The organism is Enterobacter sp. DNB-S2 (assembly GCF_019443845.1).
Classification (GTDB): Bacteria; Pseudomonadota; Gammaproteobacteria; order Enterobacterales; family Enterobacteriaceae; genus Enterobacter; species Enterobacter asburiae_B.
In genome coordinates, this window is record NZ_CP050520.1 from 733,366 (window position 1) to 753,814 (window position 20,449).

A 20,449-nucleotide genomic window follows, 5' to 3' on the forward strand; every position below is an offset into this window, starting at 1 on the left:
GACCGTACACCCACGGGGAGAGGGAGCAAACACTAAAAACGGCAACTTGCGTTGCCGTTTTGCTTCTATCTTGCCTAGAACCACGCCTCCCACATCGCGCCGACGTTGAAGTCGTCGAGCGTTTCGTCTTTGGTGTTGTTCACGCGCGCGGTGCGTTCGTTATCCACCTTGCCGCCGGTCACGTAGAAGCGCAGCATCGGGCGGAACTCCGGCCCCATGGCGATAGACATGTTCTGGGACAGGGTCAGCTTCCAGCCCTTGTTGTCGCCGCCGTTGTCGTAATCCACGTGCTGCCAGCCCGCTTCCAGCCAGGTGGAGTGAACGTCGTTCCACCAGTGCATCGGTCGCACGATGGCGTTGTAGTTCTTGCGGTTGTCGGTCTTATCGCGGCTGTTGTCGTAGTCGTGGAAGGCGAGGATGTACTCCACCTGCGTGGCCTGGGTGAATTTGTACAGCCCTTCGAAGCTGGCGTAGACCGTGGTCAGATCCTCGGTTTTGTTGAACACGCTGTTGTCCGCGTTATCGGAGTAGCGGGCGATCACCTTGTTCACGCCGCTGTCGTTGGTGTGGCTCAACACCACGCCGCCCTGCCACGCGTTCAGACGCTCGTCGCTCTCCACCGCCTTGGAGTCAAAGCCGTAGTTGGCGTACAGCTCCATGTCGATCGGGCCAAGCTTCATGCCGTGGATTTTTGAGGTCGCGGCATAGTTGCCTTTGTCGCCCGTGCCGGAACCGCCGGTACAGGTGATGCGCGACGGGTTGGCTTCATCTTCCATCACTTCCGGGCTACAGGATTCCACCGCCGCCACGGCGGCCACGTCGAACTGCACGCCGCCGATGTCGAAGTTCTTCACCCCGGCGCCCTGGCCGTCGTGGTTCATCCAGAAGTAATCGTTGATGCCCTGCTGCGGACGCTGGTGGAAGTCACGGCCTGCCCAGAAATAGGCGTTCGGGTTGGAGGCCATAATGTTGGTCACCCCCGCGTAGGCTTTTTTCAGGTTAACTTCGTCGCCCCAGTGATCGATCATCACGTTAACGTCCCAGATGGCGCCGTTTTCACCCTTGAAGGCCTTGGAGAGCTGGAATTCCCCGCCGTTGCCTTCGTTGCCCAGACGACCAATGGCGGACGCGCCGTTGTACGAGCCGTCCACCGCGACGTATTTCTGATCGGCGGCCTGGAAGTGCGCGCCGTAGCGGGCGTAGCCGGTAAATTTAATTCCGAACGGGATCGCCATATCCGGAGATTGCGCCGCGCTTTGCGGCTCGGTCACCACGTCCGCTTTTTTCGCGACCGCCGCATCCATTTTAGCCTGACGTTCGGCCAGGGCTTTATCCACCGCTTTCGCCACAATGGCGTCGATTTGCTCCTGGGTGAATTCCTGTGCGAGCACGGAAATTGGGCAAAGCGCGGCGATAACCGCCATGGTTAATGGAAGTTTTTTAATCGTATTCATGGTTATCTCAATATAGTTTAATTTTATTCAGACAATAACCATCCCGCTCCGATCTGACAGAGTATGTCGCTATCATCAGAACAAGTGGATCTCTATTTAGGGTACAGAGGTATTACAATAATTATTTCGCCATAGACTATCTCTGATATAAATGAATAATTTCTTCGGACAGTTCACGCGCTAATAAGGAGTTCATTAAATGATCCTGCGCGTGCACCATAATTAACGTCATCGGCTGGCGGCCTTCGCCCGCATCCTGCTCGATCAGTTTGGTCTGCATCTTGTGCGCCTGGCGCGCGTAGCCGTCGGCTTCGCGCAGCAGGCTTTTGGCTTCGTCAATGTTGCCCTGACGCGCCGCGTGCAGCGCTTCAAAGCACAGGCTGCGGGACTGTCCGGCATTGACGATAATTTCCATTACGGCTTCTTCTAATGCGATCATCATCATTACTCTTTTTCAAAACTATTATTTAACGCGGTAGCGGCAAACCACTCTCCGCTTTTCTTAATGGTGCGTTTCTGCGTCTCTAAATCGAGCTGGATAAATCCGTAGCGATTTTTATACGCGTTGCACCACGACCAGTTATCAATAAACGTCCACATATGGTAGCCGAGACAATTGCACCCTTCGCTAATACCCTTATGCAGCCAGGCTAAATGTTCGGAAATAAACTCGATGCGGTATTGATCGTTAATCTGGCCATTTTCAATAAAACGCTGCTCGTTTTCGACGCCCATGCCGTTTTCAGAAATAAAGCAGCGTGGGTTGCCGTAATTGTCGCGCAGGTTGACCAGAATATCGTAAATACCCGGCTCGTAGATTTCCCAGCCGCGGTACGGGTTCATCTTGCGGCCCGGCATCTCGTAATTATCGAAGAACCACTCCGGCATAAACGGCGCCTGCGGGTTCACCGCGCTGTCGCGACACTTCACGCGACGCGGCTGATAGTAGTTCACGCCGAGCAGGTCGATTTTCCCTTCCGCAATCAGGAAGCCGTCTTCCGGTTTACAGGCGGGTAATTGATCGCAGGATTTCAGCAGCGCTACGAGATCTGCCGGGTATTCGCCGCGCAGGACCGGGTCAAGGAAGCTGCGGTTAAACATCAGATCCGCGATGTGCGCCGCCTTCACGTCTGCCGGGTTCTGCGAACGCGGGTACGACGGCGTCAGGTTCAGCACGATGCCAATCTCCCCCGCGTAATGCCCGGCGCGGTAGGCCTGAACCGCCTTCGCATGGGCCAGCACGGTGTGATACGCCACGGTGGCTGCCCGACGAAAATCCACCACGTTCGGGTAGTGGAAATCGTAGAGATAACCGCCTTCCACCGGCACGATCGGCTCGTTGAAGGTAAACCAGTGCAGCACGCGATCGCCGAACAGCTCAAAGCAAATCTGCGCATAGCGGGCGTAGGCGTCCACCACGTCGCGGTTTTCCCAGCCGCCGATCTCCTGCATCGCCATCGGCATGTCGAAATGGAACAGGGTCATAAACGGCGTGATGCCCTGTTCATTCAGCTCATCAATGACCTGATTGTAAAAATCGACCGCTTCCGGGTTCACTTCACCGATACCGTCGGGGATCAGGCGCGCCCAGCTAATCGAGGTGCGAAAGCTGTTGTGGTTCAGCTGCTTTAACAGCTGAATATCCGTTTTCCAGTGCTGATAAAACGTGGAGGTCTGCTGCGGCCCCACGCCGTTGTGAAAACGGTTTGGCTCGCGGGCAAACCAGTAATCCCACGTGGTTTCCCCCTCTCTTGCCCCTTCCGTCTGGAGAGCGGAGCTTGCGCTGCCCCACCAGAAATTATCGGGAAATGCGTATTTCATAACTCTTCCTCTTTGACTTAATTGCTGGCGGTCTCGGCGGCGCCGACGGTTGCCTGGGCCTTCTGCTCTTCGTTTTTGATGAGCGTACGCTCATAGGCGCGCAGGAACGGCAGGTACTTCAGCGCGGACATCACCATACAGACCAGGCACATCACCACCGGGCTCAGCGCCCAGTTTGCCGCCCACGAGGCGCCAATCGGTGCAGGGGTGGTCCACGGGGTTAACGAGACGACCTGCGCCAGCCAGCCGAGTTTGGTTGCCGCGTACGCCAGGCAGGCGTTGACCAGCGGAACGAACACGAACGGGATAAACAGCATCGGGTTCATGATGATCGGCGCGCCGAACAGAATCGGTTCGTTGATGTTGAAGAAGCTTGGCACCACGCCCATTTTGCCGATGGTGCGCAGGTGGGTAACGCGGCTGCGCAGCAGCAGGAACGCCAGCGGCAGCGTGGAGCCTACGCCGCCAATCAGCAGGTAGTGATCCCAGAAGCCCTGGAGGTAAACGTGCGGCAGCGCCGCGCCGGCCGCCAGCGCCGCCTGGTTTGCCGAGAGGTTCGCCATCCAGAACGGGTTCATGATGCCGGTGACGATCAGCGAGCCGTGAATACCGGCGAACCAGAAGATCTGACACAGCAGCACGGAGAGCAGAATGGCGGGCAGGGAGTCAGACGCGGACACCAGCGGCTCCAGCAGGTGCATGATCGCCTGCGGTATGATCATTCCGGTTTGTGCTTCAATGAACAGGTTCAGCGGGTGCAACGTGCCGATCACCACCATCACCGGGATCAGGATCTCAAACGAGCGCGCCACGCCGGTTGGTACTTCCTTCGGCAGGCGAATGGTCACGTTGTTCTGCTTCAGCCACGCGTAAACGCGGGTGGCGTAAATGGCGGTGATCAGGGCGGTGAAGATGCCCTGGCCGGAGAGATACTGGGTCGAAATTTTGCCGTCGGCATACGGCGCGGCGACCAGCAGGAAGGCCATAAAGGCCAGCAGGCCGGACATCACCGGGTCGAGGTTGAACTGACGCCCCAGGCTCGCCCCAATTCCCACCGAGATGAAGAAGGTCATCACGCCCATGCTGAGGTTAAACGGCAGCATCAGCTGTTCGCGATAGGTCTGGGAGAAATCCAGCCAGCCGCGGGCAAAGCTGTTGGTGGTATCCGCCGAGAAAGGCGGGAAGATGAACACCAGCATAAACGAGCCGATGATCATAAACGGCAGCGCGGCGGTAAAGCCGTCGCGGATGGCAATCACATACTTTTGCTGGCCCAGCTTTGCGGCCAGCGGGGTAATTGACTGCTCAATCACCGCGACCATGGATTGATATAACGAACTCATGTGAACACCTTTTAGTGTGCCGCTTCGATGAGCGACAGAGCATAGTCCAGTACTTTATCGCCACGCTGCATGCCGTAGTCCATCATATCGATGGGCTGCACCGGAATGCCTTTCGTAGCCGCCTTGTCTGAGAGTGTCTTTAACATGTATTTCACTTGCGGTCCGAGAAGGACAACCTGGTATTGCGGAAACTGCGTATCAAATTCGGAAACACCGTACGCATCAATCTTCACCGGCAAACCACGTTCTTTCGCGACATCGACCATTTTGCTGACCAACAGGCTGGTGGACATCCCGGCAGAGCAGCACAGCATAATCTTGAACATCGACAACCATCCTCTAAATGTAAAAAGTTATTGCGAGGTTGATTGGACATTATACGGAAACCGGTTTCCATTCATAAAAGACAGAAGTGTGATACCCATCAAGATCCCTTACTTATGAGGCTAATTAACCGGATGTGGGTCACATAATTTGGCTGTTTTGACATCATTTTGAGTGGAAACGGAAAATCGGTTTCCATGGAAAACGGAAACGGATATACTCCGTCCTGGCTATAATGTGAGCCGAAGCGGTGATGGAATTTGCAGGCGCGAGGTAAGCCTGCCAGGGGAAAGAGATGTCGACAATCAATGATGTATCACGTCTTGCCGGGGTGTCTAAAGCCACGGTATCGCGAGTGTTGAGTGGGTCGCGTGGCGTAAAGGAAGCCAGCCGTCAGGCCGTTCTGAAGGCCGTGGATGAGCTGAACTATCGTCCCAACGTGATTGCCCAGTCGCTGCTGAGCCAGTCGACGGGCTGCATTGGAGTCATTTGCGCGCAGGAAAATATTAACCAGACCACCGGATATCTCTACGCGCTGGAAAAACAGCTCAGCCAGCATCAAAAACACCTCCTGCTGCGCTTCGCGCACAGCAAAGCGGAAGTGATGCACGCCCTTGAAGAACTCTCCTGCGGACTCTGCGATGATATCCTGGTGATTGGCGCCCGTTTCCCGCTGGACGTGGAGATGGACAACGTCATTCTGGTGGACTGCATGGAATCTGATAATTCCAACAGCATCCAGTTCGATCACGCCTTTGCCGCCGAAACCGCCTGTAACTACCTCACCAGCCAGGGGCGTCGCCAGATTGCGCTGATCCACCCCCACGGCAGCGGTTTTGCCGACCAGGTGCTGCTCGGCTACAAGCACGCGCTGGAGAAAAATTTCCTGCCTTTTAATCGCAACCTGGTCTTTATGGACGCGACTTCTTCATCCGTTGCGCTGCAGGAGCTGCTTAACAACGCCAGCACCCTGAATTTCAACGCGCTGCTGGTGGCGGACGAGCAGGAAGCCCAGCGGGTGATCCCGCAGCTGCAGGCGTTTAATAAATCGGTGCCGGACGACATTATGGTCTTCAGCCTTGCCGGATCGCTGCACCTGCCGGGCATTCCGGTGATCCCAGCAATTGAATATTCCATGGACGCGATGGCGGCGCGTATTGTGAGCTGGCTGACGGAGAAAACGCAGATGCTCGGGTCCTATGTTCTGCGCGGGGATCTCATCATTCCGGATATGCGGAAGCGTTAAACATGTTTTCCAGGCCGGGTAAGCGCAGCGCCACCCGGCGGGAATTCAATAATCTTCCATACAATCCACCTGACCAATCGCCCCCCAGTAGGCATCCAGGTTGTCGCGCTTCACGGCGGTGATGGCATTTTTAATCAGCAGCTGATTGGCCTCGGACGACAAAATCATCTCCTGCCAGGCTTTATCGCTCTGCTTTTTCTGTGGCGTACAGGTTTTCTTAATATCTTTAAGGACCTGCTGCTTTATTTGCGCCTCTTTCGCGGGGTCATCCTTTTCCTGAGCATGGACAAACGCGGCGAAGAGCAGACAAACCAGCAGGCAGACCAGGTGCGCAGCTTTCATCAACAACCCCCTTTAGAAGTCACATGCTTCCCATGAAATATATCGTTACATTCAGTGTAGCGACGCCAGCCGAAAGTATGAATTTTCTCTTCACCGCCTGTCATGAACTTCCCGGCAAGCGCTACTGAATACCGCCCCCCAGCGACTGCCACAGCGTGATGCGGTTTTCCAGGTCGGTTTGCTGCAGCGCGATCAGCGATTCCTGCGCCGACCACAGCGACCGCTGCGCGGTCAGTACCGTCAGATAATCCCCCGCGCCCGCCCTATAGCTTCGCGTTGCCACATCCAGCGTTTTTTGCTCCGCCGCGACGTATTCGCGCTGGGCGTCGAGCTGTTCGCTCAGGGTTTCTCGTCGCGCCAGCGCGTCGGCCACGTCCTTAAACGCGCTCTGGATGGCTTTCTCATAGGTGGCGATCAGCCCTTTCTTCTCCGCTTCCGCGTAGCGCAGCTGCGCCAGGTTGTTCCCGCCGCTAAACAGCGGCAGGGTGATGGACGGCGCGAACGACCAGACCTTCATCCCATGGCTGAACAGGGAGGAGAGCGAATCGCTGCCGATGCCCGCGCTGGCGGTCAGTGAAATGGTCGGGAAGAAGTTGGCCCGCGCCGCGCCGATGTTGGCGTTGGCGCTCAGCAGGTTATGTTCCGCCTCCTGAATGTCCGGGCGGCGCAGCAGAGCGCTGGAGCTGACGCCCGCCGGGATCAGCGTGATGGCGTTGTCGCTCAGGCTCTCCAGCGTGCCGGGCAGCAGGTTGTCCGGCACCGTATCGCCCGCCAGCAGATTGAGGGCATTTTTGTCCTGCATCACCAAAGTCCGATAGCTCGCGACGCTGGCGCGCGCCTGCTGATACACCGCCATTGCCGAGCTGACGTCCGTGGCGGCCGCCACGCCAACGTCCTGCTGGCGCTTCACAATCTTCAGCGAATTTGCCGCGCTCTCCATCGTGGATTTCGCCAGCGCCAGGTTGCTGTTATCCGCCGCCAGCGTCACCCAGGCCGTGGTCAGCTCGCTGACCATAGTCAGGCGCGTGTTCTGCGCGGTGAACTCGCTGGCAAGCCAGGTTTCACGCGCGGCGCGGGAGAGGCTCTGGTTGCGGCCAAACAGATCCAGCTCGAAGCTGGAGACCGCGCCGTTGGCTTCATCGCTTGTCGCGACGCCGCTTGCCAGCGTGCGGCTGCGGGTGTGGCTCAGCTCTGCGTCCACCGTCGGGAACAGGGACGAGCGCGTTTCACCGTACTGGGCGCGGGCGGCGTCGATATCCGCAATCGCTTTTTGCACGTCGCGGTTGCTGTTCAGCGCCATCGTCACCACGCTTTTCAGCCGCGCATCGTTCATTACCTGCTGCCACTGGCTCACCACGGAGGTGGCTTCGCCGTGCGCGCCGGGCAAGGTTGCCGGGACGGGCGCGTCCGGGCGTTGATACGTTGGATCTAACGACACACAGCCCGCGCTCAGCAGGGCTAGCGCTAAAACAGATACACGAAACATTATGACCTCCGGTTCGCGTGTTTACCGGAGAACAGTCGTTTCACCAGTACAAAGAATAAGGGGACGAAGAAGATCGCCAGCAGCGTCGCGGCCAGCGTTCCGCCGATAATGCCGGTACCAATTGCCACGCGGCTGTTGGCGCCTGCACCGGTTGCCACGGCCAGCGGCGTAACCCCTGCGATAAAAGCCAGCGAGGTCATGATGATCGGGCGCAGGCGCGTCTGGGCGGCCCGCAGTGCGGCGCGCGTCAGAGAGTACCCTTCAGCGACTTTGGCTTCGGCAAATTCGACAATCAGGATCGCGTTCTTCGACGACAGGCCGATGGTGGTGAGCAGCGCCACCTGGAAATAGACGTCGTTGTTCAGGCCGCGCAGGGAGGCGGCCATGGCCGCGCCCAGCACGCCAAGCGGGATCACCAGGATGACCGAAATCGGCACTGACCAGCTCTCATACAGCGCCGCCAGGCACAGGAACACGACGAGGATGGAGAGGGCATACAGGCTCATCGCCTGACCGCTCGCCAGTTTTTCCTGCAACGACAAACCGCTCCACGCCCAGGTGCTGCCGGACGGCAGGCTGTTTGCCAGCTGCTCCATTTTGCCCATCGCCGTGCCGGAGCTGGCGCCGCTGGCGTTTTCGCCCTGTATCTCATACGCCGCCGAGCCGTTGTAGCGCACCAGGCTTTCCGGGCCGTACTCCCAGCGGGTGGTGGCGAAGGCTGAGAACGGCGTCATGGTGCTGTCACTGCCGCGCACAAACCATTTGTTGAGATCCGACGGTACGGCGCGGGTGTCGCTGTCGCCCTGGATGTAGACCTTTTTCACGCGGCCGCGGTCGATAAAATCGTTCACGTAGGTCCCGCCCCAGGCGCTGGAGAGGGTGTTGGTAACGTCGCTCAGGGACAGCCCCAGCGACACGGCCTTGTTGTTATCGATATCCACCTGAAGCTGCGGCATCTGCGGCAGATCGTTGGCGCGCACGGCGTGCAGCGAGCTGTCCTGGTTGGCTTCGCCAATCAGCTGGTTACGCAGCTTCAGCAGCGCGTCGCGGTCGGTGCCGCCGCTGGCCATCAGCTCAAAGGTAAAGCCGTTGCTCTGGCCCAGGCCGTCCACCGCAGGCGGCGTCATGGCAAAGATGGTCGCATCGCGGATGGCGCTTAGCTCCTGCGTGGCGCGCAGGGCGATGGCCTGAGCGGTATTCTCATCGCCTTTACGTTCGGACCAGTTTTTCAGGGAGACAAACGCCATCCCGGCGTTCTGGCCGCTGCCGCTGAAGCTGAAGCCCTCAATGGTGAAGATCACGTTGGTATTGGCTTTTTCTTTCGTGAGGAACCACTCGCGCACCTGGCGGCTGACTTCGGCGGTACGTACCGTCGTTGCGCCCGCTGGCAGGGTGTACTGCACCATGATTTCGCCCTGATCTTCCGTTGGCAGGAAGCTGCCCGGCAGCTTAAGCATGGCGAAGCCCATCGCGCCGCAGAGCAGGGCATAGATAACCAGCATGCCGCCGGAACGGCGCAGGGCGCGCAGCACCTTGTTCTGATAGCCGCGCTCGGTCCTGCTGTAGAAGCGGTTAAACGCGCCGAAGAAGCCCTTTTTGTGCGGCGCCGTGTGGCTCAGGATCGAGCCGCAGAGCGCCGGCGTCAGGGTCAACGCCACCACCACGGAGAGGAACATCGCCGAAATAATGGTGACCGAGAACTGACGGTAAATCACCCCGGTGGAGCCGCCGAAGAAGGCCATCGGCAGGAATACCGCAGAGAGCACCAGCGCAATGGCAACCAGCGCGCCGGAGATTTCGCCCATCGATTTCTCAGTAGCTTCCCGCGCGGGCAGGCCTTCGTCGCGCATAATACGCTCGACGTTTTCCACCACCACGATCGCGTCATCCACCAGGAGCCCAATCGCCAGCACCATCGCAAACAGCGTCAGGGTATTGATGGAGTAGCCGAACAGCGCCAGCACGCCAAACGTGCCCAGCAGAACGACGGGTACCGCCAGCGCCGGGATCAGCGTCGCGCGGATGTTTTGCAGGAACAGGTACATCACCACCACCACGAGGATAATGGCTTCGAACAGGGTCTGAATCACGTCCTCAACGGAGATCTTGATGAACTCGGTACTGTCTTTCGGGTAGGCCACGTCGTAGCCTTCCGGCATCGACTTTTTGAACTCGGCAATTTTGTCTTTTACCGCCGTCGCCGTGTTGAGCGCGTTCGCACCCGGTGAGAGCATCACCGCCATACCCGCCGCCGGGTGGCCGTTGAGCTTCGCGGTGGCGGTATAGTCTTCGCTGCCCATCTCCACGCGGGCAACGTCGCTGATGCGCACCACCGCGCCGCTGGACTGGCTCTTCACAATGATGTTTTTAAACTGATCGACCGTCTGCAGACGCGACTGGGCGCGGACGGTGGCGGTCAGCTGCTGGGCGTTCGACGAGGGCAGCGCGCCGATTTTACCGGCGGAGACCTGTACGTTCTGCGCTTCAATCGCGCTCTGCACGTCGGACGGCATCAGCGAGTAGGACGCCAGCTTCGCCGGGTCAAGCCAGATGCGCATGGCGTATTCCGCCCCAAACACCTGCAGGCTGCCGACGCCCTCCACGCGCGCCAGCGGGTCCTGCATATTGCTCACCAGCCAGTCGGCGATATCCGAGCTGCTGGCGGTGTCGGTTTTGTCGTACACGCCCATGATCAGCAGGAAGTTGCTCTGCGATTTCTCGACGGTAATGCCGGACTGCTGCACCTCGGTCGGCAGGCGCGATTCTGCCTGCTGAACCTTGTTCTGCACCTGCACCTGGGCGGTGTCCGGGTCGGTTCCCTGCTCGAAGGTGACGGTAATGCTCACCGACCCGTCCGAGCTGCTGGTGGAGGTGAAGTAGAGCAGGTTATCCAGCCCGGTCAGCTGCTGCTCGATCACCTGCGTCACGCTGTTTTCCAGCGTCTGCGCGGAGGCACCGGTGTAGGTGGTGGAGATTTTGATCGACGGCGGGGCGACGTCCGGGTATTGCGCCACCGGCAGCGTGCGGATCGCCAGCATCCCGGCGAGCATGATAAGAATGGCGATAACCCAGGCAAAGACCGGGCGACGCACGAAGAAGCGGGAAAACATCAGGCTTTTCCTCCCGCAGCTTTCATCTCTTCGGCCTTCACTTCCTGCCCGGGAGTCACTTTGTCGGTACCTTCCACAATCAGCCTGTCGCCCGCCTTCAGGCCGCTCAGCACCAGCCATTTGTCGCCGTAGGTGTCGCCCGTCTCCAGCTGACGCTGCTCGACCTTATTGCTGGCATTCACCACCAGCGCGGTGGCGGTGCCTTTGGCGTCGCGGGTGATGCCCTGTTGCGGTGCCAGGATCGCGTCGTTCATGATGCCTTCATCTACCCTGGCGCGAACGAACATCCCCGGCAGGAGCTGGTGCTGCGAATTCGGGAAGACGGCGCGCAGCGTGACCGAGCCGGTTGATTCATCCACCGCCACTTCGGTTAACGCCAGGCGGCCTTTCTCACCGTAGGTGCTGCCGTCTTCGAGGATTAAGGACACGCTTAGCGTATCGCTATTTGTGGCAAGGGTTTGCCTGCGTAAACGCAGCAGATCGGCGCTGGAACGGGTTAAGTCGACGTACATACTGTCCAGCCCGCGAACGGTGGCGAGCGCGGTATCCTGCTGGGCGGTCACCAGCGCGCCGGGCGTGACGGAGGAGATGCCGATGCGTCCGGCAATCGGCGCGGTAACGGTGGTCCAGTTGAGGTTAATGCGCGCGCTCTCCTGCGCGGCCTTCTTTGACTCGACGCTGGCCTTGTCCTGCGCGCAGGTGGACTTCGCGTCCTCTGCGTCCTGGCGCGACACGCCGTCGTCTTTCACCAGCTGCGCATAGCGCTGGGCCTTCTGGCAGTCGGCCGCTACCAGCGCCTGAGCCTGCTTCAGCGCCGCGGCGGCTTCATCAAACGCCGCGCGGTAGCTGGAAGGGTCAATTTGATACAGCGCCTGCCCGGCTTTCACGGTATCGCCTTCGGTGAACAGCCGCTTCTGGATAATGCCGCCCACCTGCGGGCGCACTTCGGCGCTCATGGCGGCGGCGGTGCGGCCGGTCAGCTCGCTGACGACGGACACCGGCTGGCTCAAGAGGGTGACAATCCCCACATCCGGAAGAGGACGCTGGGGAGCAGATGTTTGCGCATTATCGCACCCGGTCAGGAGAAATAATGCCGCGATGGAGGTTGTTATGTTTTTCATAATCTTTTTCCAGGGTGAACGACGCCTGCCCCGTTAATGGCTTAACAGGGAGGAGGGCTATTTAAAGGCACAGCGATACCGCATCTCCGGCTGAGCCAGAAATGTAAAAAAGGGGAATTACTTATTCCCGCTAATTATTCATATGCGATTACTTCGCAGAGAAAAGCATATTTAAAATATCCTGATAAAGGGGTTCTAATTGTTCTGACGGGACTTTTAAGGGGGTTAATCGACGATAAATCGTCCCCTCAATCATCACGGCGGTAATCTCCACGCAGCAGCGAATATGCTCGTCGCTCAGGTGGGGAAACTGCTTTTTCAGGTGCGCACAGGCGTTGGCGAACATGCGCGATTCGGCTTCGATCAGCATCGTCGCCACCTGCGGATTACGCGTGGCCTCAGCGGACATTTCCAGCATCAGCGCATCGTCATCTTCGTTGAGGGTCTGTCGCCAGGCGAGCGCCTGCGGCATCCCTTCCACCAGGGTTTTACCCTGCATCTCCTCAATGCGCGAGTCGATGATGCGGCGGATCATCTCTTCGATAATCGCGTCTTTGTTGCTGAAATAACGGTAAATTTGCCCGACGCTGAGCTTCGCTTCGCTGGCTATCTGCGACATGCTGGCGGCGTGAAATCCGCTGGCGCGAAAGCAGCGACGCGCGGCGGTGATGATTTCGTCCTGACGTTGTTTTTGTCGTTCTTCCAGTTTCGTACTCATCGTCGGCTACCGTGTAAAAGTGAGAATGATCGTTCTCAGTATACGTTTTGGGTGCGTATTGGAAAGGCATTTTTTATTTAGATATTGAGGGAATGTTTCCGTATTTAAAAAATGGAGGGAATGAGGAGTTTTTGTGGAGGTTAAGCTGTGAGATATTCAGATTGCATAGAAAATAAGGAGAGAAAAATGCACCTGAGCATAACAAATAATGTAACGCCCGCTGAAAAAGAAGAGTTATTTGTGGGGTTAAGAGCCTATAACGGGCAATTTTTGGATATGGCGACCTTTAGCGGCGACATTGGCGTTTACGTACGAGACGATAAAGGCGTCATGCTCGGCGGGCTAATTGGGGTGCGTAAAGGCGACTGGCTGAATATCGACTATCTCTGGGTCAGTGAGACCGTGCGCGGATCCGGCGTGGGCAGCCAGCTCATCAAAACGGCCGAAGAGGAAGCCAGACGCAAAGGCTGCAAGCACGCGCTGGTCGATACCGCCAGCTTCCAGGCGCGCCCGTTCTATGAAAAACAGGGCTACCGGCTGCAGATGTCTTTGCAGGATTATCCTTATCCGGGCATGCAGCGGCATTATCTGGCGAAAGCGCTTTAAGCCCCGGATCTGTAGGCCGGGTAAGCGCAGCGCCACCCGGCAAAACCCGCATATAACTTATCCTTCTTATTGATTCTTTTTCGGTTTTTATTTCACCGCCTCGTTGTCGATATAGTCACTACAACATTTAGCAAAAGGAACTGTCTTGTGAAACGTCGATTGGGTGCTCTGGTACTTGCTGGCCTGCTGCTGGCAGGGTGCGATCAAAGTGGCAGCGATGCCAAACACATTAAAGTGGGCGTCATCAACGGCGCTGAACAGGACGTGGCGGAAATCGCCAAAAAGGTGGCAAAAGAGAAATATGGCCTGGACGTGGAGCTGGTCGGCTTCAGCGGCTCGCTGTTGCCCAACGATGCCACCAACCAGGGAGAACTGGATGCCAACGTCTTCCAGCATCGCCCGTTCCTCGCTGAGGATAACAAGGCGCATGGCTACAAGCTGGTGGCCGTGGCGAACACCTTTGTTTTTCCGATGGCCGGCTATTCCCGCAAAATTAAATCCGTCTCTGACCTGAAGGATGGGGCGACGATTGCCATTCCAAACGACCCGACCAATCTTGGCCGCGCGCTGTTGCTGCTGCAAAAGGAGAAGCTCATTACCCTGAAGCCGGGCACCGGGCTGCTGCCGACGGCGCTGGATATTACCGCCAACCCTAAACAGCTGAAAATTATGGAGCTGGAAGGGGCGCAGCTGCCGCGCGTGCTGGACGATCCGAAAGTGGATGTCGCCATTATCAGCACCACCTATATTCAGCAAACCGGGCTGTCGCCGGTGCATGACAGCGTCTTTATTGAAGACAAAAACTCGCCGTACGTGAACATCGTAGTGACGCGCGAAGACAACAAAGACGCGGAGAACGTGAAGGAATTTATCCAGTCGTATCAGTCGCCTGAGGTAGCGAAAGCGGCGGAGACGATCTTTAACGGCGGGGCGGTGCCGGGCTGGTAAACGATCTGACGGAAAACGGGTTGCTTAAATTGGCCCGATTCCATCGGTAATCGCCCTTTAACCCACTGCGGCAATTGCGACGGCTGGCTATCCTCCTTATCACACCTACCGGAGGATAGCCCATGAACATTACCCACATTCGCAACGCCACCCAGCTGATTTCCTACGCCGGAAAACGTCTTTTAATCGACCCGATGCTGGCCCCGAAGGGGGCTTATCCGGGCTTTCCCGGCACGGCGTATGCCGAACGCCGTAACCCGACGGTCGAACTCCCCGTTGACGTCAACACGCTGCTGGACGCCGACGCGGTGATCGTCACCCATACCCATGACGATCACTGGGATCGCACTGCAGCGGAGCTGATCGCCAAAGATAAACCTGTCTACGTGCAAAACGATCGTGACGCCGCGCTGCTGCGCAGCCAGGGATTCAGCAACCTGACGGTCATGACCGACGCGACCTTCTTCGGCGATATTCAGATTACGAAAACCCACGGCGGGCAGCACGGCACCGATCGCGCTTACGCCGTGCCGGAGCTGGCGGAGCGTCTGGGTGAGGCCTGCGGCGTGGTGCTGCGTCATCCCGATGAGAAGACGCTCTATCTTGCCGGGGATACCGTCTGGCGTGACGAGGTGGCGGCCGATCTGCAAAAGCACCAGCCGGACGTGGTGGTGCTGAACGCGGGCTATGCCCACGTTATTGGTTTTGGGCCCATTATTATGGGGCAGGAGGACGTGCTCAACGTTCATTTCCTGCTGCCGCAGGCCAGCATTGTGGCGATCCATATGGAGGCGATTAACCACTGCCTGTTGACCCGCAGCGCGCTGCGTGAGTACGTTGAAGCCAATCAGGTGAGTGACGCAGTGAGCATTCCCCAGGATGGCGAAACCGTTATATTCTGAGTGCGTTAAAGGGAAAGGAGGAACTGATGTCGCTAATCAACGTCGCGATTGTCGCGGTAGACGGGTTCAGCCCGTTCCACTACTCCGTTCCCTGCATTCTGTTTGGCGATTCGGTCTCCGGCGAAAAGCGCTTTAACGTGACGATCTGCGCCGAAACGCCGGGGTTTCTCACCTCAAAAGACGGATTTGCCCTCAACGCCACGCAGGATTTTACCGCCATTGGTCAGGCCGATATTGTCGTCGTTCCCTACTGGCAGCACGTTCTTGAACGCCCGCCCCAGACGCTGCTCGACAGCCTGGTGCGGGCGAGAGACAACGGCGCGGAAATCGTCGGGCTGTGTCTGGGGTCGTTTGTGCTGGCCTGGGCGGGGCTCCTCGACGGCAAACGTGCGGCCACCCACTGGGAGTTCGAGCATCAGTTCCAGTCCCTTTTCCCGCACGTTCAGCTGGATATCAATGCGCTCTACGTGGATGACGGCAATATCATCACCTCCGCCGGAACCGCGGCGGCGCTGGACTGCTGCCTGTATATCATTCGTCAGCGCTTTGGCAGCGTGGTCGCCAACCAGATTGCCCGTCGGATGATTGTTCCGCCCCACCGCGAGGGCGGTCAGGCGCAGTTCATCGCCCAGCCGGTACCCAAAGATACCCGCGACGGACGCATTAACTGCCTGATCGACTACCTGCAGCGGCACATCACCGAACCGCATAGCCTGGACTCACTGGCGGAGGTGGTTTCGATGAGCCGCCGCACCCTGACCCGTCATTTTATTCAAGCCACGGGGATGAGCGTCGCCGACTGGCTTACCGCCGAACGCCTGCGGCGCAGCCAGCTCCTGCTTGAAGCCGGAAATATGCCGATTGAGCGCGTGGCCGAACTGGTGGGATTTAATTCCGCCGTCACCTGGCGACAGCAGTTTAAGGCGCGTTTTGGGGTGAGCCCTGCGGAATGGAGGAAAACATTCCGTCTTCACAGCTAGTGTATTACGGCTAACTCAAGATTTAAGGGGTAGTTAAATCACTTCTTATTTTTTCTTAATCCACCTCTCATTTTTCTGAAAAAATATTTTATTTGCTTCGCCTTAACGCAAATTAGATATACTCGCATTAAGAATGCTCTTATATTTCGAAAATATTAATTGCGAATAAATTTTGTGGCATGGATGAATAGCAATAAAATAGAAAGAAGAATAATTTCATTAGCAAATTATATTATTTTTATCTTATCGGGTGCGCTTTTTTCAGCAAGCATTAACGCTGCGCCCTTGTCGCCAGCCGATCGCGATACTATTCAGCAGCAACAGCAGCAGCTTTTATTACAGAACCAGCAACAGCGTGAAGAGCTGGAGCGGAGTATTCCTCGCCCGGCGCCTGACAGGCCTCTGCCTGCAGCCGGCACCGGGCCCTGCTTCACCATTGATACCATTACCCTTTCCGGCACGACCCTCATTTCCCCGAAAACGCAGCAGGCCCTTGTCGCGCCGTGGCAGGGCCGGTGTCTGGATATGGCGAAAATAACGGAGCTTCTCGCCCGTATTTCTGACTGGTATATCAGCCGGGATATATCACCAGCCGCGCCTTTCTCACCGAGCAGGATCTCTCCGGCGGCCAGCTGAATATTGTGGTGCTGGAAGGACGGCTGGAAGCGATCCGTCTGGAAGGCGAAACGCCGCGCATGCTGAAAATGGCGTTTCCGGGACGGACAGGCGGCATCCTTAATTTACGCGATATCGAACAGGGGATGGAGCAAATTAACCGTTTGCGCGCCGAGCCGGTGCAGATTGAAATTCTGCCGGGAACGCAGGCCGGATATTCCATCGTTAATCTCACGGGCAAGCCGGAATTTCCGTTAAGTGCATCCGTGAGCCTGGATAATAGCGGGCAGAAGAGCACCGGTGAAAACCAGCTTAACGGCGTGCTCACCGCCAATAATATGCTGGGGCTGGCGGATAGATGGTTTGTCAGCGGCGGGCGCAGCAGCGATTTTGCCAGCGCGTACGATGCGCAGAATTTCCAGGCGGGCGTCAGCGTGCCGTCTGGCTACGGCCTGCTGGACTACAGCTACGCCTGGAGTAACTACCGGACCACCATCAGTAACCAGGGGTTCAACTGGCTCTCCACGGGCGATACGAAAACCCACCGCCTTAACGCGTCCTGGGTGGTTTTCCGCAACGGGGATGTTAAAACCGGCATTGCGGCGGGCGTGGTTCAGCGCTCCAGCCGCAACTGGCTGAACGACGCGCCGCTTAAGAGCAGCACGCGCAACCTCTCGAGCCTGGTCCTGGGGATTACCCACACGCAAAAAATGCTGGGCGGCGTGGCGACCTTTAACCCGACCTGGAGCCACGGCATGCCGTGGTTCAATGCCGAAACCGACGAAAATAAATCCGGGATATGCCGCGGGCGGAATTCCGCAAATGGAGCCTGAACGCCAGCTTCCAGCGTCCTGTCGCCCGTAACGCGTGGTGGCTGACCAGCGCCTACGGCCAGTGGTCGCCCGACCGGCTGTACGGCGCCGAGCGCCTGACGCTCGGCGGCGAAAGCTCCGTGCGCGGTTTTAAAGAACAGTACCTGTCCGGGGATAACGGCGGCTACTGGCGTAACGAGCTGGGGTATTCCCTCTTCACCCTCCCGGTGATTGGCGCGGTAAGCGCAACGGTCGCCGTTGACGGCGGCTGGCTGGAAAAAGACCGTCAGGACCGCTTTGCCTCCGGCACGCTGTGGGGCGGTTCGGTGGGGCTGAGCAGCGCTGGGCGCGGGTACAGCAGCCAGATTTCGGTCGGTACGCCGCTGCGCTACCCCGACTGGCTCGGCCCGGATCATGTGAGCGTTAACTGGCGCATTGCCTTCATGCTTTAAGAGACTCTACGACTATGGATACCCGTCACCCACCCGTTCGTTTCTCGCAGCGTCTGATCAGCTGGATTGTCTGCGGCCTGATGGTCTGGCAGCCGGTGGCACCCGCCGTCGCGGCGGCGCTCACGCCGGCCGGGCAGACCACGGTCGATCGGGCCGGGAACGGGGTGCCGGTCGTCAACATCGCCACCCCGAACGGGGCGGGTATCTCGCATAACCAGTTCGGCGAGTATAACGTCGGCAGCGAGGGGCTTATCCTCAACAACGGCACGGACCGCTTAACCCGGACCCAGCTGGGCGGGCTTATCCAGAACAACCCCAACCTGCAGGCCGGGCGGGAAGCGACAGGCATCATCAACGAAGTCACCGGCGCCAGCCGCTCGCAGCTGCAGGGCTACACGGAAGTCGCCGGTAAAGCAGCAAACGTCATGGTGGCCAACCCGTACGGCATTACCTGTAACGGGTGCGGATTTATCAACACCCCGAACGTCACCCTGACCACGGGGAAACCGCAGTTCGACGCCAGCGGTAACCTGCTGGCGCTGGAGGTGACGAAAGGGGCCATCACGGTTGAAGGCCAGGGGCTGGACGCCAGCAAGAGCGACGCGCTGTCGATTATTGCGCGCGCAACGGAGGTGAACGCCGCGATCCACGCGAACGACCTGACGGTGACCGCAGGGGCGAACCGCGTGGGCGCCGACGGCAGCGTCAGGCCGGTTGCCGGCGAGGGCGCCGCGCCCGTGGTGGCGGTGGATACCGGCGCGCTCGGCGGGATGTATGCCAGCCGTATCCGCCTGGTCTCCAGCGAGGCGGGCGTCGGGGTGAACCTCGGCAACCTCACCGCGCGCCAGGGCGACATTCAGCTGGATGCGGGCGGCAGACTGACGGTCAGGAACAGCCTCGCCAGCGGCTCGATTAGCGCGAAGGGCGCGGGGTGGCCCTCAGCGGCAGCCATCAGGCAGGGGCGCACTGAACGTGGCCAGCTCGCAGGATATGGAGCTCAGTAACAGCACGCTCGCCAGCCAGGGCGACATGCGCCTTTCCGCGGCGGGGAAAGTGCAGATGACGGGCGGCGGGACAAACAGCGCGGGCGCGCTGGCGGTCAGCAGCGGGCAGGCGATGACGCTCAGCAATACCTCCCTTATCTCCCGCGGCGCGGCGACGCTGAACAGTCAGGACACCCTTACCGTCAACGGTGGCGGCGTGTCGGCACAGGGCGGGGCGCTGACCGTCGCGGGCGGGCAGGGGATGGCACTTTCGGATGCCACGCTGACGGGCCAGGGCGACACCACGCTGTCCACCGGCGGCAGCCTGACGCAGCGCGGCGGCAGCGTCACCGGCAGGGGCGCGCTCAGCGTGGCGGCCGGGAAGGATATCACCCTGACGAATACCCGCAGCGGAAGCGATACCCGCGCGACGCTCAGCAGCGGCGGCACGCTGTCATCCACGGGCAGTGCGGTCTCGGCAGGAGAGAGCCTGGCGCTGAGCGGCGGGCAGCTGGTGCTGGACGGCCAGAGCCGGGCCGATGCCGCGGCCGATATCCGCCTGACGGGCAGCACCGTCAGTAACCAGGGGCAGGTGAATGCGGGGCGCGACATTGCGCTCTCCGGCGACAGGGTGTCCAGCAGCGGCCTGCTGGCGGCGAAAGGCCGTCTGGACGTGAACGCCGGAGACCTGACGAACGGCGGCACGGCGCAGGGCAGCGACGTCACCCTGAAGGGACAGACGGTGACCAACAGCGGCACCCTGCAGAGCGCCGGCAGCCTGGCGTTAAGCGCCGGAACCCTGGCGCAGCGGGGCACGCTGAGCGCGAAGGGAAATGCGGACGTCACGGCGCAGCAGACCCTGCGTAACGACGGCAGCCTGCTGGCTGACGGCGCGATGAACGTGACCGCAGGCGTGCTTGAGCAGAACGGCACCCTGTCCGGCGCGACGGCGCTGACGGCGCAGGCCGGCACCCTGACCAGCGGTCAGGCGTCCCGCACGACCAGCCAGGGCAATATACAGATTACCGCGACCCGCAGCGCCAGCCTGAGCGGGCAGACGGACGCGGCGGGGCGGTCACCGTCAGCGCCGGCGACCTGACCACCGGCCGGGACGCGCACCTGCAGAGCGGGCAGGGGCTCACCCTGCAGGCGCAGAACGCCGCGCTGAACGGCACCCAGGCGGCGA

General features: G+C 59.1%; 16 protein-coding genes and 2 pseudogenes. 8 read left to right on the forward strand and 10 right to left on the reverse strand.

All coding sequences use genetic code 11. From position 1 onward, the window contains the following. Window positions 1-74 precede the first annotated feature (74 nt). The 5 genes from HB664_RS03585 to HB664_RS03605 form a co-directional block, all read right to left on the reverse strand. Window positions 75-1,454 (reverse strand): carbohydrate porin, encoded by a 1,380-nt coding sequence (locus tag HB664_RS03585; RefSeq protein ID WP_033144328.1) that lies wholly within the window; start codon window positions 1,452-1,454, stop codon window positions 75-77. Between the two features lie 136 nt (window positions 1,455-1,590). Further along, window positions 1,591-1,893 carry a PTS lactose/cellobiose transporter subunit IIA gene (locus HB664_RS03590; protein ID WP_029741865.1) on the reverse strand — a complete coding sequence of 101 codons (303 nt, stop codon included), beginning with the start codon at window positions 1,891-1,893 and terminating at the stop codon, window positions 1,591-1,593. 5 nt (window positions 1,894-1,898) lie between these two features. Then, the gene (locus tag HB664_RS03595) at window positions 1,899-3,275 is read right to left on the reverse strand and encodes a glycoside hydrolase family 1 protein (RefSeq protein ID WP_033144327.1); all 1,377 of its coding nucleotides are present in this window, start codon (window positions 3,273-3,275) and stop codon (window positions 1,899-1,901) included. Between the two features lie 17 nt (window positions 3,276-3,292). Next, the gene (locus tag HB664_RS03600) at window positions 3,293-4,618 is read right to left on the reverse strand and encodes a PTS sugar transporter subunit IIC (RefSeq protein WP_219940362.1); all 1,326 of its coding nucleotides are present in this window, start codon (window positions 4,616-4,618) and stop codon (window positions 3,293-3,295) included. A gap of 11 nt (window positions 4,619-4,629) precedes the next feature. Continuing rightward, window positions 4,630-4,944, reverse strand: a complete 315-nt coding sequence (locus HB664_RS03605; protein WP_039260376.1) for a PTS sugar transporter subunit IIB — start codon at window positions 4,942-4,944, stop codon at window positions 4,630-4,632. A gap of 293 nt (window positions 4,945-5,237) precedes the next feature. Here HB664_RS03605 and HB664_RS03610 point away from each other — a divergent pair, with 293 nt between their 5' ends. Continuing rightward, complete coding sequence (locus HB664_RS03610; protein WP_039260377.1) at window positions 5,238-6,188, forward strand: LacI family DNA-binding transcriptional regulator; 951 nt, start codon at window positions 5,238-5,240, stop codon at window positions 6,186-6,188. 45 nt (window positions 6,189-6,233) lie between these two features. Here HB664_RS03610 and HB664_RS03615 read toward each other — a convergent pair whose 3' ends face one another. The 5 genes from HB664_RS03615 to HB664_RS03635 form a co-directional block, all read right to left on the reverse strand. Further along, window positions 6,234-6,530 (reverse strand): YicS family protein, encoded by a 297-nt coding sequence (locus tag HB664_RS03615; RefSeq protein ID WP_023309843.1) that lies wholly within the window; start codon window positions 6,528-6,530, stop codon window positions 6,234-6,236. 121 nt (window positions 6,531-6,651) lie between these two features. Further along, entirely contained in the window at window positions 6,652-8,016 is a 1,365-nt protein-coding gene (locus tag HB664_RS03620; protein WP_219940363.1) for an efflux transporter outer membrane subunit, read from the reverse strand. Next, on the reverse strand, window positions 8,016-11,126 hold the full coding sequence (locus tag HB664_RS03625) for an efflux RND transporter permease subunit (RefSeq protein WP_219940364.1): 3,111 nt from the start codon (window positions 11,124-11,126) through the stop codon (window positions 8,016-8,018). Before HB664_RS03625 ends, HB664_RS03620 begins: the two co-directional genes overlap by 1 nt. After that, the gene (locus tag HB664_RS03630; protein ID WP_219940365.1) at window positions 11,126-12,247 is read right to left on the reverse strand and encodes an efflux RND transporter periplasmic adaptor subunit; all 1,122 of its coding nucleotides are present in this window, start codon (window positions 12,245-12,247) and stop codon (window positions 11,126-11,128) included. The genes HB664_RS03625 and HB664_RS03630 overlap by 1 nt, the downstream gene beginning before the upstream one ends. Window positions 12,248-12,395: 148 nt before the next feature. After that, window positions 12,396-12,965 (reverse strand): TetR/AcrR family transcriptional regulator, encoded by a 570-nt coding sequence (locus HB664_RS03635; RefSeq protein WP_033144322.1) that lies wholly within the window; start codon window positions 12,963-12,965, stop codon window positions 12,396-12,398. A gap of 186 nt (window positions 12,966-13,151) precedes the next feature. On the opposite strand from HB664_RS03635, the gene HB664_RS03640 reads away from it, so the two are divergent. The 7 genes and pseudogenes from HB664_RS03640 to HB664_RS22780 all read left to right on the forward strand — a co-directional run bounded on the left by HB664_RS03640 (window position 13,152) and on the right by HB664_RS22780 (window position 20,362). Next, window positions 13,152-13,571, forward strand: a complete 420-nt coding sequence (locus tag HB664_RS03640; RefSeq protein WP_033144321.1) for a GNAT family N-acetyltransferase — start codon at window positions 13,152-13,154, stop codon at window positions 13,569-13,571. Between the two features lie 147 nt (window positions 13,572-13,718). After that, entirely contained in the window at window positions 13,719-14,519 is an 801-nt protein-coding gene (nlpA, locus tag HB664_RS03645) for a lipoprotein NlpA (protein WP_219940366.1), read from the forward strand. A 122-nt stretch (window positions 14,520-14,641) separates the two neighbouring features. Continuing rightward, window positions 14,642-15,421: an MBL fold metallo-hydrolase gene (locus HB664_RS03650; RefSeq protein ID WP_219940367.1), complete on the forward strand. Its 780-nt coding sequence runs from the start codon at window positions 14,642-14,644 to the stop codon at window positions 15,419-15,421. A 26-nt stretch (window positions 15,422-15,447) separates the two neighbouring features. After that, window positions 15,448-16,401 (forward strand): GlxA family transcriptional regulator, encoded by a 954-nt coding sequence (locus tag HB664_RS03655; protein WP_219940368.1) that lies wholly within the window; start codon window positions 15,448-15,450, stop codon window positions 16,399-16,401. 183 nt (window positions 16,402-16,584) lie between these two features. Next, window positions 16,585-18,280 (forward strand): annotated as a pseudogene (locus HB664_RS03660) (ShlB/FhaC/HecB family hemolysin secretion/activation protein). 14 nt (window positions 18,281-18,294) lie between these two features. Continuing rightward, window positions 18,295-19,238 (forward strand): annotated as a pseudogene (locus HB664_RS22775) (filamentous hemagglutinin N-terminal domain-containing protein); the annotation flags it as partial. Window positions 19,239-19,252: 14 nt separating this feature from the next. Continuing rightward, entirely contained in the window at window positions 19,253-20,362 is a 1,110-nt protein-coding gene (locus HB664_RS22780; RefSeq protein WP_258235873.1) for a hypothetical protein, read from the forward strand. The last annotated feature ends 87 nt before the right edge of the window (window positions 20,363-20,449 follow it).

Excerpts from the sequence above, each read along its gene's own strand:
- HB664_RS03620 (WP_219940363.1), bottom strand. The coding sequence starts at position 8,016 with ATGTTTCGTGTATCTGTTTTAGCGCTAGCCCTGCTGAGCGCGGGCTGT.
- HB664_RS03600 (WP_219940362.1), bottom strand. The coding sequence starts at position 4,618 with ATGAGTTCGTTATATCAATCCATGGTCGCGGTGATTGAGCAGTCAATT.
- HB664_RS03635 (WP_033144322.1), bottom strand. The coding sequence starts at position 12,965 with ATGAGTACGAAACTGGAAGAACGACAAAAACAACGTCAGGACGAAATC.
- HB664_RS03605 (WP_039260376.1), bottom strand. The coding sequence starts at position 4,944 with ATGTTCAAGATTATGCTGTGCTGCTCTGCCGGGATGTCCACCAGCCTG.
- HB664_RS03630 (WP_219940365.1), bottom strand. The coding sequence starts at position 12,247 with ATGAAAAACATAACAACCTCCATCGCGGCATTATTTCTCCTGACCGGG.
- HB664_RS03595 (WP_033144327.1), bottom strand. The coding sequence starts at position 3,275 with ATGAAATACGCATTTCCCGATAATTTCTGGTGGGGCAGCGCAAGCTCC.
- HB664_RS03640 (WP_033144321.1), top strand. The coding sequence starts at position 13,152 with ATGCACCTGAGCATAACAAATAATGTAACGCCCGCTGAAAAAGAAGAG.
- HB664_RS03655 (WP_219940368.1), top strand. The coding sequence starts at position 15,448 with ATGTCGCTAATCAACGTCGCGATTGTCGCGGTAGACGGGTTCAGCCCG.
- HB664_RS03625 (WP_219940364.1), bottom strand. The coding sequence starts at position 11,126 with ATGTTTTCCCGCTTCTTCGTGCGTCGCCCGGTCTTTGCCTGGGTTATC.
- HB664_RS03615 (WP_023309843.1), bottom strand. The coding sequence starts at position 6,530 with ATGAAAGCTGCGCACCTGGTCTGCCTGCTGGTTTGTCTGCTCTTCGCC.
- HB664_RS03585 (WP_033144328.1), bottom strand. The coding sequence starts at position 1,454 with ATGAATACGATTAAAAAACTTCCATTAACCATGGCGGTTATCGCCGCG.
- HB664_RS03610 (WP_039260377.1), top strand. The coding sequence starts at position 5,238 with ATGTCGACAATCAATGATGTATCACGTCTTGCCGGGGTGTCTAAAGCC.
- HB664_RS03650 (WP_219940367.1), top strand. The coding sequence starts at position 14,642 with ATGAACATTACCCACATTCGCAACGCCACCCAGCTGATTTCCTACGCC.
- HB664_RS03590 (WP_029741865.1), bottom strand. The coding sequence starts at position 1,893 with ATGATCGCATTAGAAGAAGCCGTAATGGAAATTATCGTCAATGCCGGA.